Annotated in this window: 14 protein-coding genes and 1 tRNA gene; 7 read left to right on the top strand and 8 right to left on the bottom strand. The window is 69.5% G+C overall.

Features of this window, described 5'->3' with window-relative positions; genetic code table 11:
- Positions 1–4 precede the first annotated feature (4 nt).
- Positions 5–445, top strand: coding sequence for a hypothetical protein (locus tag ACWZJV_RS27985; RefSeq protein ID WP_457179710.1), 441 nt, complete (start codon positions 5–7; stop codon positions 443–445).
- 23 nt (positions 446–468) lie between these two features.
- Here ACWZJV_RS27985 and ACWZJV_RS27980 read toward each other — a convergent pair whose 3' ends face one another.
- On the bottom strand, positions 469–615 hold the full coding sequence (locus ACWZJV_RS27980) for a hypothetical protein (protein WP_457179709.1): 147 nt from the start codon (positions 613–615) through the stop codon (positions 469–471).
- Positions 616–738: 123 nt separating this feature from the next.
- Here ACWZJV_RS27980 and ACWZJV_RS27975 point away from each other — a divergent pair, with 123 nt between their 5' ends.
- Together ACWZJV_RS27975 and ACWZJV_RS27970 are read left to right on the top strand one after the other, a co-directional pair.
- Positions 739–1,839 carry a flavin-containing monooxygenase gene (locus ACWZJV_RS27975; RefSeq protein ID WP_457179708.1) on the top strand — a complete coding sequence of 367 codons (1,101 nt, stop codon included), beginning with the start codon at positions 739–741 and terminating at the stop codon, positions 1,837–1,839.
- Between the two features lie 32 nt (positions 1,840–1,871).
- Positions 1,872–3,503: a LuxR C-terminal-related transcriptional regulator gene (locus tag ACWZJV_RS27970; RefSeq protein ID WP_457179707.1), complete on the top strand. Its 1,632-nt coding sequence runs from the start codon at positions 1,872–1,874 to the stop codon at positions 3,501–3,503.
- A gap of 12 nt (positions 3,504–3,515) precedes the next feature.
- On the opposite strand, the gene ACWZJV_RS27965 is transcribed toward ACWZJV_RS27970, so the two are convergent.
- The 4 genes from ACWZJV_RS27965 to ACWZJV_RS27950 all read right to left on the bottom strand — a co-directional run bounded on the left by ACWZJV_RS27965 (position 3,516) and on the right by ACWZJV_RS27950 (position 6,475).
- On the bottom strand, positions 3,516–4,238 hold the full coding sequence (locus ACWZJV_RS27965; protein ID WP_457179706.1) for a hypothetical protein: 723 nt from the start codon (positions 4,236–4,238) through the stop codon (positions 3,516–3,518).
- Positions 4,239–4,652: a hypothetical protein gene (locus tag ACWZJV_RS27960; RefSeq protein WP_457179705.1), complete on the bottom strand. Its 414-nt coding sequence runs from the start codon at positions 4,650–4,652 to the stop codon at positions 4,239–4,241.
- A gap of 303 nt (positions 4,653–4,955) precedes the next feature.
- On the bottom strand, positions 4,956–5,951 hold the full coding sequence (locus ACWZJV_RS27955; RefSeq protein ID WP_008359491.1) for an ArsR/SmtB family transcription factor: 996 nt from the start codon (positions 5,949–5,951) through the stop codon (positions 4,956–4,958).
- The gene (locus tag ACWZJV_RS27950; RefSeq protein WP_457179704.1) at positions 5,951–6,475 is read right to left on the bottom strand and encodes a hypothetical protein; all 525 of its coding nucleotides are present in this window, start codon (positions 6,473–6,475) and stop codon (positions 5,951–5,953) included. Before ACWZJV_RS27950 ends, ACWZJV_RS27955 begins: the two co-directional genes overlap by 1 nt.
- A 188-nt stretch (positions 6,476–6,663) precedes the next feature.
- Between ACWZJV_RS27950 and ACWZJV_RS27945 the strand changes: the two genes are divergently transcribed.
- Positions 6,664–8,715, top strand: coding sequence for a HelD family protein (locus ACWZJV_RS27945; protein ID WP_457179703.1), 2,052 nt, complete (start codon positions 6,664–6,666; stop codon positions 8,713–8,715).
- 49 nt (positions 8,716–8,764) lie between these two features.
- Here the strand turns inward: ACWZJV_RS27945 and ACWZJV_RS27940 are convergent.
- Both ACWZJV_RS27940 and ACWZJV_RS27935 read right to left on the bottom strand, forming a co-directional pair.
- Positions 8,765–8,838: transfer RNA gene (locus ACWZJV_RS27940), tRNA-Pro, on the bottom strand.
- Positions 8,839–8,915: 77 nt separating this feature from the next.
- Complete coding sequence (locus tag ACWZJV_RS27935; protein WP_307785620.1) at positions 8,916–9,635, bottom strand: FadR/GntR family transcriptional regulator; 720 nt, start codon at positions 9,633–9,635, stop codon at positions 8,916–8,918.
- Positions 9,636–9,758: 123 nt separating this feature from the next.
- Between ACWZJV_RS27935 and ACWZJV_RS27930 the strand changes: the two genes are divergently transcribed.
- The 3 genes from ACWZJV_RS27930 to ACWZJV_RS27920 all read left to right on the top strand — a co-directional run bounded on the left by ACWZJV_RS27930 (position 9,759) and on the right by ACWZJV_RS27920 (position 12,335).
- Positions 9,759–10,259 (top strand): gluconokinase, encoded by a 501-nt coding sequence (locus ACWZJV_RS27930; protein ID WP_457182008.1) that lies wholly within the window; start codon positions 9,759–9,761, stop codon positions 10,257–10,259.
- On the top strand, positions 10,256–11,644 hold the full coding sequence (locus ACWZJV_RS27925; protein WP_457179702.1) for a GntP family permease: 1,389 nt from the start codon (positions 10,256–10,258) through the stop codon (positions 11,642–11,644). The genes ACWZJV_RS27930 and ACWZJV_RS27925 overlap by 4 nt, the downstream gene beginning before the upstream one ends.
- Before the next feature lie 94 nt (positions 11,645–11,738).
- Positions 11,739–12,335: a hypothetical protein gene (locus ACWZJV_RS27920; RefSeq protein ID WP_457179701.1), complete on the top strand. Its 597-nt coding sequence runs from the start codon at positions 11,739–11,741 to the stop codon at positions 12,333–12,335.
- Between the two features lie 40 nt (positions 12,336–12,375).
- Here ACWZJV_RS27920 and ACWZJV_RS27915 read toward each other — a convergent pair whose 3' ends face one another.
- Positions 12,376–12,870, bottom strand: a complete 495-nt coding sequence (locus ACWZJV_RS27915) for a VOC family protein (RefSeq protein ID WP_457179700.1) — start codon at positions 12,868–12,870, stop codon at positions 12,376–12,378.
- Positions 12,871–12,887 lie beyond the last annotated feature (17 nt).

The following is a 12,887-nucleotide window of genomic DNA, read 5'->3' as shown; positions in this document are numbered from 1 at the left end:
CCCCATGAACCTGCCGGCGGACCTCAGACGACCTGACTCGAGGTTCCAGAACCTGCTGTCGCTCCGCGCTGCGACGTACGCCGGAGTGGGTGGCGCCCTGGTCACTGTCGTCGTCGCCGGCTGGCCGCAGGTCGGCCTCGTCCTCGGCTGCCTGTCGGTGGTCGTTCTCTACAGCGTCTACCCGACGCTCTCGCTCGTCTGGGGCACCCGTACCGAGCGACTGACGGAGTGGGCCTTCCTCGCCGCCGCCGTCATCAGCATCGCGCTCGCGGTCACCGTCTCCGGCCGCTGGCTCGCCCTCGGCTGGGCGCTGCACGGCGTCTGGGACCTGCTGCACCACCACGACCGCCACGTCCTCGGGCTCCGCGGCATCCCGCCGTGGTACGTCCACATGTGCTGGATCTGGGACCTGCTGGCGGCGCTCGGCCTCCTGCTGGTGCTCTGACGGCGCGTTCGATCGGCCGACGCTCAGTCGCCGTCGCCACCACCGTCGACGGCGTCTCCACCACCTTCGGGACCGCGCGGGATCTCCGTCTCGAGCTGGTAGGCGATCGTCTCCTCCAGCGGCACCGAGGGCGGGAGCTTGCTGAAGTCCTCCGGGGGCTGCTTCGTCATGTGTCGAGTATCGCCCCCGCTCGGCTGGCATGGCGATGGGTAATTCGACCCATCGCCACGTGCAACCCGAATGCGCCGTACGACCGACGCGGAGCGGAGTGGTGCGGACCTAGCGTCGCGAGCATGGACACCACACACATCGAGACGATCATCATCGGCGCCGGCCAGGCCGGCCTGGCGACCGGTTACCACCTGCGACGACGCGGCCGCCCGTTCGTCATCCTCGACGCCAACGCGCGGATCGGCGACAACTGGCGACGGCAGTGGGACACGCTGCGGCTCTACTCTCCGGCCAAGTACGACGCCCTCCCGGGGCTGGCGTTCCCGGCGAAGAGATGGTCGTTCCCCGGGAAGGACGACGTCGGTGACTACCTCGAGACCTACGCCCGCACCTTCGAGCTGCCGGTACGGCTCGAGACCCGGGTCACCGGCCTCGACCGGCACGGTGACGGCTTCCGGGTGACGACCGACCATGGCACCTGGACCTGCGACAACGTCGTGGTCGCGACCGGCACCTTCGGACGTACGCCCAACGTCCCCGCCATCTCGGCGCAGCTCGATCCGTCGATCCTGCAGCTCCACTCCAGCGAGTACCGCCGGCCCGGGCAGCTGCGGGACGGGCCGGTGCTCGTCGTCGGTGCCAGCCACTCCGGCTGCGACATCGCCTTCGAGGTCGCCGAGTCGCGGCCGACGATCCTGGCCGGCCGCGACTGCGGCCAGATCCCGCCACGTCTGGACTCGCCGGTGATGCACGTGCTCTTCCCGGTGCTGCTCTTCGCCTGGCGGCACGTCCTCACCCGGCGTACCCCGATCGGCCGCAAGGAGATGCCCGAGATCCGCCGCCACGGCGGGCCGATGCTCCGCGTGAAGCGCTCCGACCTGGCCGACCGGGGCGTCGAGCGCGTCACCTCCAGGATCGAGGAGGTACGCGACGGCCTGCCCGTCGTCGACGGCACCCCGCGCGAGGTCGCCAGCGTCGTGTGGGCCACCGGCTTCCGGCAGGCGTTCGACTGGCTTCACCTGCCCGTGCTCGACGAGGACGGCTGGCCGCGGGAGATGCGCGGCGTGGTGACGGAGGCCGACGGTCTGTTCTTCTGCGGCCTCAGCTTCCAGTACGCCTTCAGCTCCATGCTCCTGGCAGGCGCGGGTCGCGACGCGGCGCTGGTCGCCGACCGGATCACGTCCCGGATGCGGCAGTCCGCGCGGGTCTCCGTCGGCGCCTGATCCGAGTACGCTCTCCAGTGGAGGTGCCTGCCGTGGCCGACGTCCAGCTGGAGAGCGCCCGCGCCGACTACGACCGCGGCGACTGGAGCGCGGCCTACGCGGGGTGGTCGGCCGCCGACCCGGGCCTGCTCTCGGCCGAGGAGCTCGAGGACTTCGCCGTCGCCGCGGAGCTGACCGGGCACCACGACGACACCATCGCCGCTCTGCAGCGTGCCTTCCGCAAGAGCCAGGAGGCCGGCGACCTCGGGCGCTCGGTGCGTTGTGCCTTCCGGATCACGATGACGTCGTACGTCCACGGGGAGAGCGCCCTCGCTCGCGGATGGACCTCGCGAGCCGAGGGCCTGGTCACCGAAGCAGGCGAGGACGCCGCCGGTGCCGCGGTCGGATGGGTGGACTTCCTGCGGATGTTTCGCGCGCTGGGCACCGGGGACTACGCCACGGCAGGAAGCTATGCCGACCGGGTGGCCGAGCGCGGCCGCCGTCATGCCGAACCCGACCTCACCGCCCTCGGGCTCTGTGCGCAGGGCAGGATGGCGATCTACTCCGGGCGGGTCGTCGAAGGTCTGGCGCGGCTCGATGAGGCGATGGTCCGGGTGATCGCCGGCGAGGCCTCCCCCGTCGTGGCGGGGCACGTCTACTGCACCGCGATCGAGGGCTGCCAGGAGATCAGCGACTTCGGACGGGTCGCGGAGTGGACGGCTGCCCTCGAGCGCTGGTGCGCCGCCCAGCCCGGGCTCCTGGCGTTCACCGGGCAGTGCGCCGTCCACCGCGGCCAGCTGCTGCGACTGCACGGTGAGTGGCAGCGGGCCCTGGAGGAGTTCGAGCACGCCACCCGCCGCTACCGGGAGGTGAACGCGCCGGACGCGGTCGGGCTGGCGGCGTACGAGGCGGGCGAGGTGCTCCGGCTGCGCGGCGAGTACGCCGAGGCCTATGCCGCCTACGAGCGTGCCGCCGACAGCGGCTTCGACCCGCAGCCCGGTCTCGCCCTGCTCTGGTCGGCCCGCGGCGAGGGCGCGGCGGCGCTGGCCGCGATCGACCGGCTGCTCGCCGAGACGGGTGGGGACGTGCAGCGGTGCCGTCTCCTGCCCGCTGCGGTCGACGTGCTGGTCGACGCCGGCGAGGTCGACCGGGCCCGCAACGCCGCGGCCGAGCTGGACGGGCTGGCCGGACGCTTCGGCTGCGTCTGGCTGGAGGCGGCCGCCGCGCACGCCCACGGCACGGTCGAGCTGGCCGCGGGCGACGCCGCCGGCGCCCTCCCCTACCTGCGTAAGGCCCAGCAGCTGTGGGCCCGGGCCGACGCGACCTATGAGCGAAGCCAGGCGCGGTTGCTCACCGGGCGCGCCCTGGCCGAGGTCGGCGACACCGAGTCGTCCCGCCGCGAGCTCGAGGCGGCGCGTACGGTGTTCCGGCAGATCGGCGCCGGCCCCGCTGCCGACGAGGCGGAAGCTCTCCTCGCCCCCGCCTCCCTGCCCGCCGGGCTCACCGCCCGCGAGGCCGAGGTCCTCCGCCTGGTCGCCTCCGGCCGCAGCAACGCCCAGATCGCCGCCGACCTGGTCCTCAGCGAGAAGACCGTCGCCCGTCACCTCTCCAACATCTTCACCAAGCTCGACGTACGCTCCCGCACCGCCGCCACGGCCTTCGCCTACGAGCACGGCGTGGTCTGACGATCGGCAGCGCTATCGAAGTTCATCCCCACGGAAGCGGCCCAGGATCTGGAGATGCTTCAGGGACACCGGGTCCGGTGTGGTCTCCCGACCCGTACCACCTGCCTTCGCCTCGAAGTCCCGCCACGCGTTCACCGTCGCTCGACCGGCCCAGCCATCCACGACGAGCTTCCGCCCTTTCGGGAGGTGTTTCACGTTCAGAGCGTTCTGGATCGTGGCGACGCCGTGGAACCGCTTCCGGTCGCCCTTCTTCACGCCAGCCGCGATCTGGAACTGCTCCTGCACCAGCGCCAGGTCGGACACCACCTCGGGGTTCCACATCCATGCCGGCTCGGAATTCAGCCACCGGGTGGTGTCGGTCCACTTCGCAGGGTTCTCCACCACGGACACGTGGACATGCTTGAAGTGACCGTTGCTGCCGGTGTACTTCCGGGGCGCGAACCCGAAGGTGCGGGAGTAGATCACGCCGTTGCTGATCACGTACCACACGCGCCGGTCGTGACGGGCGGCCTCGACAACCAGCAGACGCAGTTCGGCGGCCGGGTCGTTGTCGTCGATGTCGACATCGATCGCGCGCACCGCGCCCCCGTGAGCCCAGTCGGGGTTGTGGGACGACTTCCGTGCAGCGTGCGACGCGTCTCCGATCCAGCCATCACTGGACTTGTCCCGGTGCGAGAAGCGGGCATTCACCTCGTTTCGCAGAGCGACAAGCGCAGGCACCAGATAGAACCCCATTCAGAACCCCTCCTTGTCCTCTACCGCGACGAAGATGTCGTCGACGTATTCATCCGCCATCTCGTCCGGATCGCCCTCGTCCTCGGGCTCTGCGACCACGACAGGTGCTTCGGTCTTGCTCTCGATCGTGTTCTCGGTCGTGTTATCGGCCATTGCTCTGACCTCGGCGAGATTCTTCGGCAGCTGGTAGCCCTCCGGGTCGGTCCCCGTCACGTTGCCTTGCGCCGTCAACCCGGTGTAGGTCCACAGCGCCGCAAGCCCCATCACAGCGACGTTGTACCAACCCGGAATACGGTCCACTCCGTCATAGATCCCGGCGAGTGCGATACCACCGACCGTGGTCAGCCCCGTGGTGATCCACTGGATCATCAGTGCGAACTCGCGGACCTTCGGATACTTGTTCAGTGGGTTCATCTGTCGACTTCCCTCTCGATATCAAACAGCGAAGAAGACCCAACAACGAGGGGCCGATAACGCTCGAGACCGAGAGGGGCGAGCATGGGAGGCGCAGAACATCATTGCTACCTCATTGAATTCGCATCGGGGCCCGGTGAACCCTCGAATTCGATCGCGGAATACTCTTAGAGATTCCCGCGGTGCGAACCCGGAAGCATCCCCAAAGTTGCGTATCGGTTCAGCGATGACGAATGGATGCCTGGATGAATGGGCGCACGCATCAATACCCGTTGCATTCGGCGGGACTTTCGTCCAGCGAATTCAGCCCTGCGCCTCGTCCCACTCGTCGGCCAGGCCGGCGGTGACCATCACGGACGCGAGCGCGGTGCGTTGGTAGAGCACCCGCCGACCGCTCCGCCAGCAGGTGACCAGTCCGGTGCGCCGTAGCACCGACAGATGCGAGCTCACGGTCGCGGCCGAGAGTCCGATCTCCCGGGCCAGATCGGTCGTCGAGCGCGGCACCTGCAGACTCATCAGGATCTCGCTCCGGCTCCGCCCCAGCAGCTCGCCCAGCGCGTCCTCGCGGTTCACAGGCATGGGCCGGTCCGTCCACAGGGTGCCGATGCCACGCGCGCCGTACGTCAGGCTCGGCTCCCCGAGGAGACCGAGCTCGACCCACATCCGCGGCCAGACGAAGACGGACGGGACCAGAGTCAGGCCTCCGCCGTCGATGTCGCTGTCGGTGGCGCTGTTGATGCGGATCGCCTGATCGGTGAACTGCAGCGAGGGGTGCAGGTCCGAGAGCAGGGAGGCGATGCCACCGCGGGCCAGCCGGTCCAGACGATAGGCCACGTCGGCATCGAGGACTCCGCGCAGTCTGGGCCAGTGAGGCTCGAGCACCTGGTGCCAATAGCGCTCGAGCTCCACCGCAACCCGTTGAGGAGCGTCGGGATCCTCGAGGACGCGACGTACGGCCGGCGTGACGCCGACCCCCTGCCAGGCCCGCTGCAGCTCCCGCAGAAGGTGCTCGTGCGGCCAGTCGGCGACCAGCTGGAGCTGCTCCTCGATGGTGGTCTCCGTGCTGGTGGCGCCGACGAAGAGGAACTCGGCGACGTGTCCACCCGGCGGCACGATCCCCCGGAGCAGGTCGTTGTCGGCCCGCCGCAGGTCGCCACGCACCCGGTCGTACCAACCGCGGTGCAGCGGATGGATCGCGCCGGAATGGACCACGTACAAGCTCTTCACGGCCTCGGCCAACGGCGAGAACGCGAAGCGTGTCCGCGCGAGCACGGCGGAACTGAGCCGCAGCTGGATCATCAGTCGAGAGTCTGGCACACGTCCTCGAGCGTGCCGTCCACCTCCGCGAACTCTCGCTGCCCGTCGGCGTGCCGGAGGTAGTCGACATTGCCGGAGACCACGTAGACCCCCGGCGGGGTGAGTGCGTTCGGCACCCGGATCACCGCCAGTCCGTTGCCGTGGAATCGGAAGTGGACGCCGCCGTCCTCGCCGATCGTCGCGCGGAGGGTGCCGGAGGTGTCGCGGCGGATCGACTCACCGCTGTCGACGTTGGTGAAGCGGAACCCGAGCGATCCCTGGGTGTCCACCACCCGCGGCGAGCCGTCGGGGAACGTCTCCACCACCCGGGTGATCTCGTGGTCGTACAGGACGTCTGCCTGCAGCTCGAACGCGCAGCTCTCCCCCGCCGCGAGGTGGAACGGTGGCGTGAAGGTCTGCTCCCACCCGGAGCCGCCTCCCTGATCCGCGAACGCCGCCGGGAGGATGGCGTTCACCGCAGCGATCGCCGCGCCGATTGGTACAAGCCGTCGCACGGTCTTACCCATGGTTGCTCCTGTGATGCTGAGGGAATCGGACGCGTCCCATCGTGGAGAGCGACCGCGACGACGGCGACGATTAGACCCAGACCGAAGGGTCAGCCGTCGGTGAGAGGCCACGGATCCGGGAAAAGTTCAACGTTGTCTTTACCGAGACCGCCGCTCATAGTTGACGTCCTCCAGCGGAAGGCGGGTACGTGGGCGAGCAGGTCGACAGGGTCGGGCAGGTCTACGAGGAGCAGCGGTCGGTCGACGCGATGCATGCGCTCCTCGGTGCCGAGGTGAGCGCGAGACGCGCGGCCCAGGAGCGGGCGATCGCGGCGCCCGTCGACGGACCTGGTGAGCGTTATGCCAGAGACCTGGAGGTTGCGCAGCTGACCGAGAGCATCCGACAGCTGCGGGCGGCGGAGAACGCGCTGTGTTTCGGGCGGATCGATCGGCCCGACGGCGAGTCCCTGCACATCGGCCGGATCGGACTGCGCTCCGAGGCCGGGGAGCCGCTGCTCATCGACTGGCGGGCCGAGGCGGCGCGGCCGTCCTACGCGGCGACGATGGCCGCACCGATGGGCCTGCGCAGACGCCGCCACCTGCGCCTCGACGGGCGCCGGGTCGTCGACGTCAACGACGAGATCCTCGACGGTACGTCGCCGACGGCTGCCGACCTCGTGGGCGACAGCCCGCTCGTGGCCGCACTGGGCGCGGCCCGGACCGGGCGGATGCACGAGGCCGCGGCGACCCTGCAGGCCGAGCAGGACGAGATCGTCCGGTCTCCCCATCGCGGGATGATGGTCGTCGACGGCGGCCCAGGGACGGGCAAGACCATCGTCGCGCTGCATCGCGCGGCGTACGTGCTGTACGCGTTCCCCGCCATCGCCGGCCGAGGTGTCCTCGTCTTCGGGCCAAACCAGCGCTTCCTCACCTACATCTCCGAGGTGCTGCCGTCGCTCGGCGAGAACGACGTGAGGCTGGCGACGATGCCTGATCTGGTGGGTGTCGAGGCGGCCCGGGCCGAGCCGGACCACATCGCACGGATCAAGGGCCGCTCGGCGCTCGCCGACGGCCTCGCGAGCGTGGTGCGGCGTCATCAGCCCCACGGCGTACCGCTGGAGCTGAAGACCACCCACGACACGGTGCGGCTCGACCCGGCGGTCATCGATGCCGCTCGCCGCCAGGCCTTGCAGGGCGACGTCGGGCACAACCGGGCCGGCGACCTCTTCACCGAGTACGTCGTCGATGACCTGGTCAACGAGCTGGAACGCCGCACCACGACGGAGATCTCCGACTACGAGGAGGAACTGGAGGCGCTGCTGGGCATCGATCTCGACCGGTTCGCGGGCGTCGACGGCACTGGATCCCACGACGATCTGGACATCGACTGGGACAGCATCCGCGAGGATCTCCTCGGAGACCCGGCCATCGAGCGCGCGATCGCACGGGTCTGGCCCCGACTCTCCGCGGAGGATCTCGTCCGCGAGCTCCTGAGCAGCCGCGACGTACTCGCAGCCATGCTTCCCGACGTCGCGGCCGAGGACCTCGCGCTCCTGGGCGGCGGCGCTCCTGACCAGTGGAGCAGCGCGGATCTGGCCCTCCTGGACGAGGCGCGCGCCTTGGTCGAGGGTGGCCCGGGGACGAGCTACGGACACATCGTCGTGGATGAGGCCCAGCAGCTCTCCGAGATGGAGTGGCGTGCGCTGATGCGCCGCTGCCCGAGCCGGTCGATGACCATCGTCGGAGACCTCGCCCAGGCAGGCCCCTCGACCACCCTCCGCTCGTGGGACGACGCGTTGAGTCCGTACGTCGAGGAGCGGTTCGCCCACCATCGTCTGACGGTCAACTACCGCACCACGACCGAGATCCTGCTCGCGACCGAGCAGCTGCTGGCCGAGATCGCTCCCGATCAGCAGCTCTCCAGATCGATCCGGCACGGAGACCAGCCGCGGATCCTGGCAGTGACCGAAAGGGCCCTCCCCTCGACGCTGACCGGTCTGATCGCCGAGGTGGGTCAGAAGCACCCCGGTGAGCTGATCGGCGTCATCGCCACCACCGGCCGCTCGCGCGGCCTGGAGGCCGAGGTCGAAAGGGCCGGCGCAACGATCGTCGCCGCACCCGACGCCCGCGGCCTGGAGTTCGACACGGTGATCATCGTCGACCCCTCAGGGATCCGCGCTGCCGGGGACGCCGGCCCGCGCGACCTCTACGTCGCCATGACCCGTGCGACGAAACGACTCTTGAGCCTGCAACCGTCCTGAAAACCAACGAAGTCCAGGTCAGATTCACGATCTGACCTGGACTTGTCCGTCGGGCTGACAGGATTTGAACCTGCGGCCCCTTGACCCCCAGTCAAGTGCGCTACCAAGCTGCGCCACAGCCCGAAACTGCGAGTGGATTTCTCCGCTCGAAGCGATCCGAACATTACCGCACCGCGCCGCATGGCCTCCAATCGGTACCCCTACGGCGGGTCGTCGGCGGCGGCGAGGGCCTCGGCGGCCTCGTCGATGATGGCGCGCATGGCCTCCTCGGCTCCGGCGGGGTCGCCGTTGCGGATGGAGATGGCCACCTTCTCGTGCAGCTCGATGGCGGTCGGGTTCGGCGTGGCAGGCATCAGGTGGTGGTGCGTACGTCCGGCCAAGAGCTCGGCGACGAGGTCACCGAAGGCGGCGAGCATCTCGTTGCCACAGGCGTTGAGGAGGACGCGATGGAAGGCGGTGTCGGCCTCCAGGTAGGCCTCGAGGTCGCCGGAGGCGGCATGGACGACCATGTCGGCCACCGACCGGGCGAGGGCACCGTGGTGTTCCGGCTCGGCGCGCTCGGCGGCGAGGCGCGCGGCGATCGGCTCGAAGCCGCGGCGCAGCTCGGAGAGCGAGAGCAGCTGCTCGCGCCGGCCCTCGCCGTCGAGGCGCCAACGGATGACGAGCGGGTCGAAGACGTTCCACTCCTGCCGCGGGAGAACGGTGATGCCGACGCGGCGCCGGGTCGCGACCATGCCCATCGCCTGCAGCACCCGTATGGCCTCGCGCGCGACCGGCCGCGAGACGTCGTACGTCGCCTGGATCCCTTCCAGCGTGAGAACGGCCCCCGTCGGCAGCTCGCCGGAGACGATCTGGCGCCCGAGCGCGTCCCGGACGCTCTGGTGCAGTCGGTGCGCGGACTCACCGCTCGATGTCGTCACGGCGGCATCGTCGCACATCCTCGGCACCCTGCAATCAGAATCCTTACCATCACCCCGTCTTGCCAAACGGATGCCTTTTGATGCACCCTGTGACGCGTGACACAGAACCCTCTCCTCGTCGTCATGGGAGTCTCCGGCTCCGGCAAGTCGACCGTCGGTGCGGCCATCGCCCAGCGCCTCCGGGTCCCCTTCGCCGACGCCGACGACTTCCACCCGCCGGAGAACATCGCGAAGATGGCCTCGGGTCGTCCGCTCGACGACCGCGACCGGCAGCCCTGGCTGGAGACGCTCGGCAGTTGGCTCGCCGAGCACGAGCACACCGGCGCGGTGCTGAGCTGCTCGGCGCTCAAGCGCAGCTACCGCGACCTGCTCCACAGTCGCGCCCGCGGCCTCCGGCTCCTCCATCTCAGCGGCACCCCGGAGGTGGTCGAGGCGCGCCTCGCCGCCCGCGCGGGGCACTTCATGCCGCCGTCGCTGCTGCGTTCCCAGTTCGCGACCCTCGAGCCCCTCGCTCCCGACGAGCAGGGCATGACCATCGACATCGACCAGGACATCGATGCGATCGTCGACCGCTATCTCACCACGGTGACCCCCACCTCGAACCTCACCAAGGAGTCCGCATGAACATCCTCGCTGCCGCGACCGAGCCGGTCGCACCGGTCGCCTCAGGAGGCGTACTCCTCGCCGCCGCGCTCGCGGCGATCGCGCTGATCGTCGTCCTGATCACCTACGTGAAGCTGCACCCGTTCCTCGCCCTGCTCCTCGGCGGCGTCGCGGTCGGCGTGCTGTCGGGCCGCAACGTGATGGACGTGATCACCTCGTTCGGCGAGGGATTCGGCGCGACCGCCACGAGCGTCGGCCTGCTGATCGCACTCGGCGCGATGTTCGCCAAGCTCCTCTCCGACTCCGGCGGCGCGGACCAGATCGTCGACACGATCGTCGGCAGGTCCTCGGTCCGTACGCTGCCCTGGGCGATGGCGCTCGTCGGCGCGATCATCGGCCTGCCGATGTTCTTCGAGATCGGCCTGGTGCTGCTGATGCCGGTCATCTACCTGGTCGCCCGTCGCGCGCAGGTCTCGCTCATCACGGTCGGCATCCCGACCCTCGCCGGTCTCTCAGCGATGCATGGCCTGGTGCCGCCGCACCCCGGTCCGCTCGCCGCGATCGGCGCGCTCCAGGCCGACCTGGGCACGACGCTCGCGCTCGGCGTACTCGTCTCGATCCCGGTCATCATCGTCAGCGGACCGCTGTTCGGCCGACTCGCCGGCCGCTGGGTCGTGGTCGAGGCGCCGCACACCTTCGACGCCGCTCCGGTCGCCGACGGCTCCGGCGACAGCCGCCGCCCCTCGTTCGGCATCACCCTGTTCAGCGTCCTGCTCCCGCTGGTCCTGATGCTCGCCAAGGCGATCGTCGACATCGTCATCAACGACCCCGAGAACCAGGTCCAGCAGGTCTTCGACGTGATCGGCTACCCGCTCGTCGCACTGACCATCGCGGTCGTCGTCGCCATGTTCACCCTCGGCCGCGGCGCCGGGATGGACCGCCGCCAGATCGCCAAGACCGTCGAGCAGTCGCTCCCGCCGATCGCGGGGATCGTGCTCATCGTCGCCGCCGGCGGTGGCTTCAAACAGTCGCTGATCGACACCGGCATCGGCACCCAGCTCGCCGAGTGGGCGCAGGGCTCGGGCGTCTCCGCCATCGTCCTCGCCTGGGTGCTCGCGGTGCTCATCCGCCTCGCCACCGGCTCCGCTACCGTCGCCACCATCACCGCCTCCTCGCTGGTCGTCGACCTGGTCGCAAACATGCCCGCCGCCGAGGTCTCGCTCGTCGTGCTCGCCGTCGGCGCCGGCTCGGTCTTCTTCTCGCACGTCAACGACGCCGGGTTCTGGCTGGTCAAGGAATACTTCGGCCTCGACGTCGTGCAGACGATCAAGTCCTGGTCGCTGATGGAGACGGTGCTCTCCGTGTCCGGCCTGGTGTTCGTGCTGGCGCTGAGCCTGGTCGTCTGACCGAGTGATCTGACCGAGGCCCTCGCGAAACTGTCGGTGCCGTCCGACACAATCACTCCTGACACATGGATCACACCCACCACAGGAGCTCACCGTGTCGGATACACCTTCCCCATCCAACACAGCCCCGACCAGCACCGAAGAGACCAGCGGCCCAGCGCCCTCCGGCAAGCTCGACCCGATCTCCCGCAAGGGCACCCCGGCCCACCGGACGAGGTCGAAGCGGGAGGGCGCCGGGCGGCGCCAGGGAATGCCGGTGCAGGCGATCAGCCTCTCCGTGCCGGCATCCCTGGCAGCCCAGTGGAAGACCTACAGCCAGGAGGTGCCGCGCTCGCTCGTCGACGTGATGCTCGACGCCGTCGCGGCCACCCGCCCCCGGCTACCGGTCCTCCTGCGGGCCCACCAGGCGGCGCTGCGCGAGAAGACCAGGCCCGTCTCCGACGGCACCTTCCTGCGCACCGTCCCGCAGCCGAAACGGCTCGAGGACCCGTACGTCACGATGCCCCTGCGCCTCCTCGCGACGAACGTCGACGTGCTCGATGCCATGGTCCACGAGATGGCCGCGGAGTCCCGCTCGCAGCTGGTCGTGGTGGCGCTGACCGCGTGGCTCGCCGACCGGCGGGCCGAGGATCAGGTCTACGAGGAGCAGCTCGAGCTCGAGGTGCCCGAGGACCCGTTCGACCGTCCCTGAGCGCATCCGGGACGGTCCCCCGTCCCGGATGCGTCCGGTCTCAGAGCACCTTGGTGCCGTACATCTCCCCCAGCGGGTCGGCGAGGAGCTCGAGCCGCTCGCCGTCGGGCCCCTTGAAGTAGATCGATGACTTGGACTCGACCATGTAGTCGATGCCGGCGTCGTCGAGCTTGGCGCGCAGGTAGTCCCACTTCTCGTGGGTCACCGAGATCGCGATGTGGTGCAGCCCGCCGAGCACCTCGGCGTACTCCCCCAGGTCGAGCCCGGGGAGGGTGAAGAAGGCCAGCAGGTTGCCCGCCCCGACGTCGAAGAAGAAGTGGTCGGAGCCGGCGTAGTCGCGGTTCTCGAAGATCTCGGTCAGCGGGAACTCGAGGAGTCCCTGGTAGAAGTCGATCGACCTGCGTACGTCCGAGGAGAGCAGCGCGGTGTGGTGGATCCCCCGGGCCGTGGTGGCCGGCCGGGTGCCCTCCTCGCGGAGGTACTCCTTCTTGATCCGCTCACGGTCCTTCGTGATGAAGTCCATGTCGATGCTCATCGTGCTCTCCTCATGCC

Source organism: Nocardioides sp. WG-D5 (assembly GCF_054031175.1).
This window is presented reverse-complemented; position numbering and strand designations above follow the sequence as displayed.

Bases quoted from the DNA above. Each gene is read 5' to 3' on its own strand.
- ACWZJV_RS27975 (WP_457179708.1), top strand. From the start codon at position 739: ATGGACACCACACACATCGAGACGATCATCATCGGCGCCGGCCAGGCC.
- ACWZJV_RS27985 (WP_457179710.1), top strand. From the start codon at position 5: ATGAACCTGCCGGCGGACCTCAGACGACCTGACTCGAGGTTCCAGAAC.
- ACWZJV_RS27950 (WP_457179704.1), bottom strand. From the start codon at position 6,475: ATGGGTAAGACCGTGCGACGGCTTGTACCAATCGGCGCGGCGATCGCT.
- ACWZJV_RS27930 (WP_457182008.1), top strand. From the start codon at position 9,759: ATGGGAGTCTCCGGCTCCGGCAAGTCGACCGTCGGTGCGGCCATCGCC.
- ACWZJV_RS27980 (WP_457179709.1), bottom strand. From the start codon at position 615: ATGACGAAGCAGCCCCCGGAGGACTTCAGCAAGCTCCCGCCCTCGGTG.
- ACWZJV_RS27915 (WP_457179700.1), bottom strand. From the start codon at position 12,870: ATGAGCATCGACATGGACTTCATCACGAAGGACCGTGAGCGGATCAAG.
- ACWZJV_RS27965 (WP_457179706.1), bottom strand. From the start codon at position 4,238: ATGGGGTTCTATCTGGTGCCTGCGCTTGTCGCTCTGCGAAACGAGGTG.
- ACWZJV_RS27955 (WP_008359491.1), bottom strand. From the start codon at position 5,951: ATGATCCAGCTGCGGCTCAGTTCCGCCGTGCTCGCGCGGACACGCTTC.
- ACWZJV_RS27960 (WP_457179705.1), bottom strand. From the start codon at position 4,652: ATGAACCCACTGAACAAGTATCCGAAGGTCCGCGAGTTCGCACTGATG.
- ACWZJV_RS27925 (WP_457179702.1), top strand. From the start codon at position 10,256: ATGAACATCCTCGCTGCCGCGACCGAGCCGGTCGCACCGGTCGCCTCA.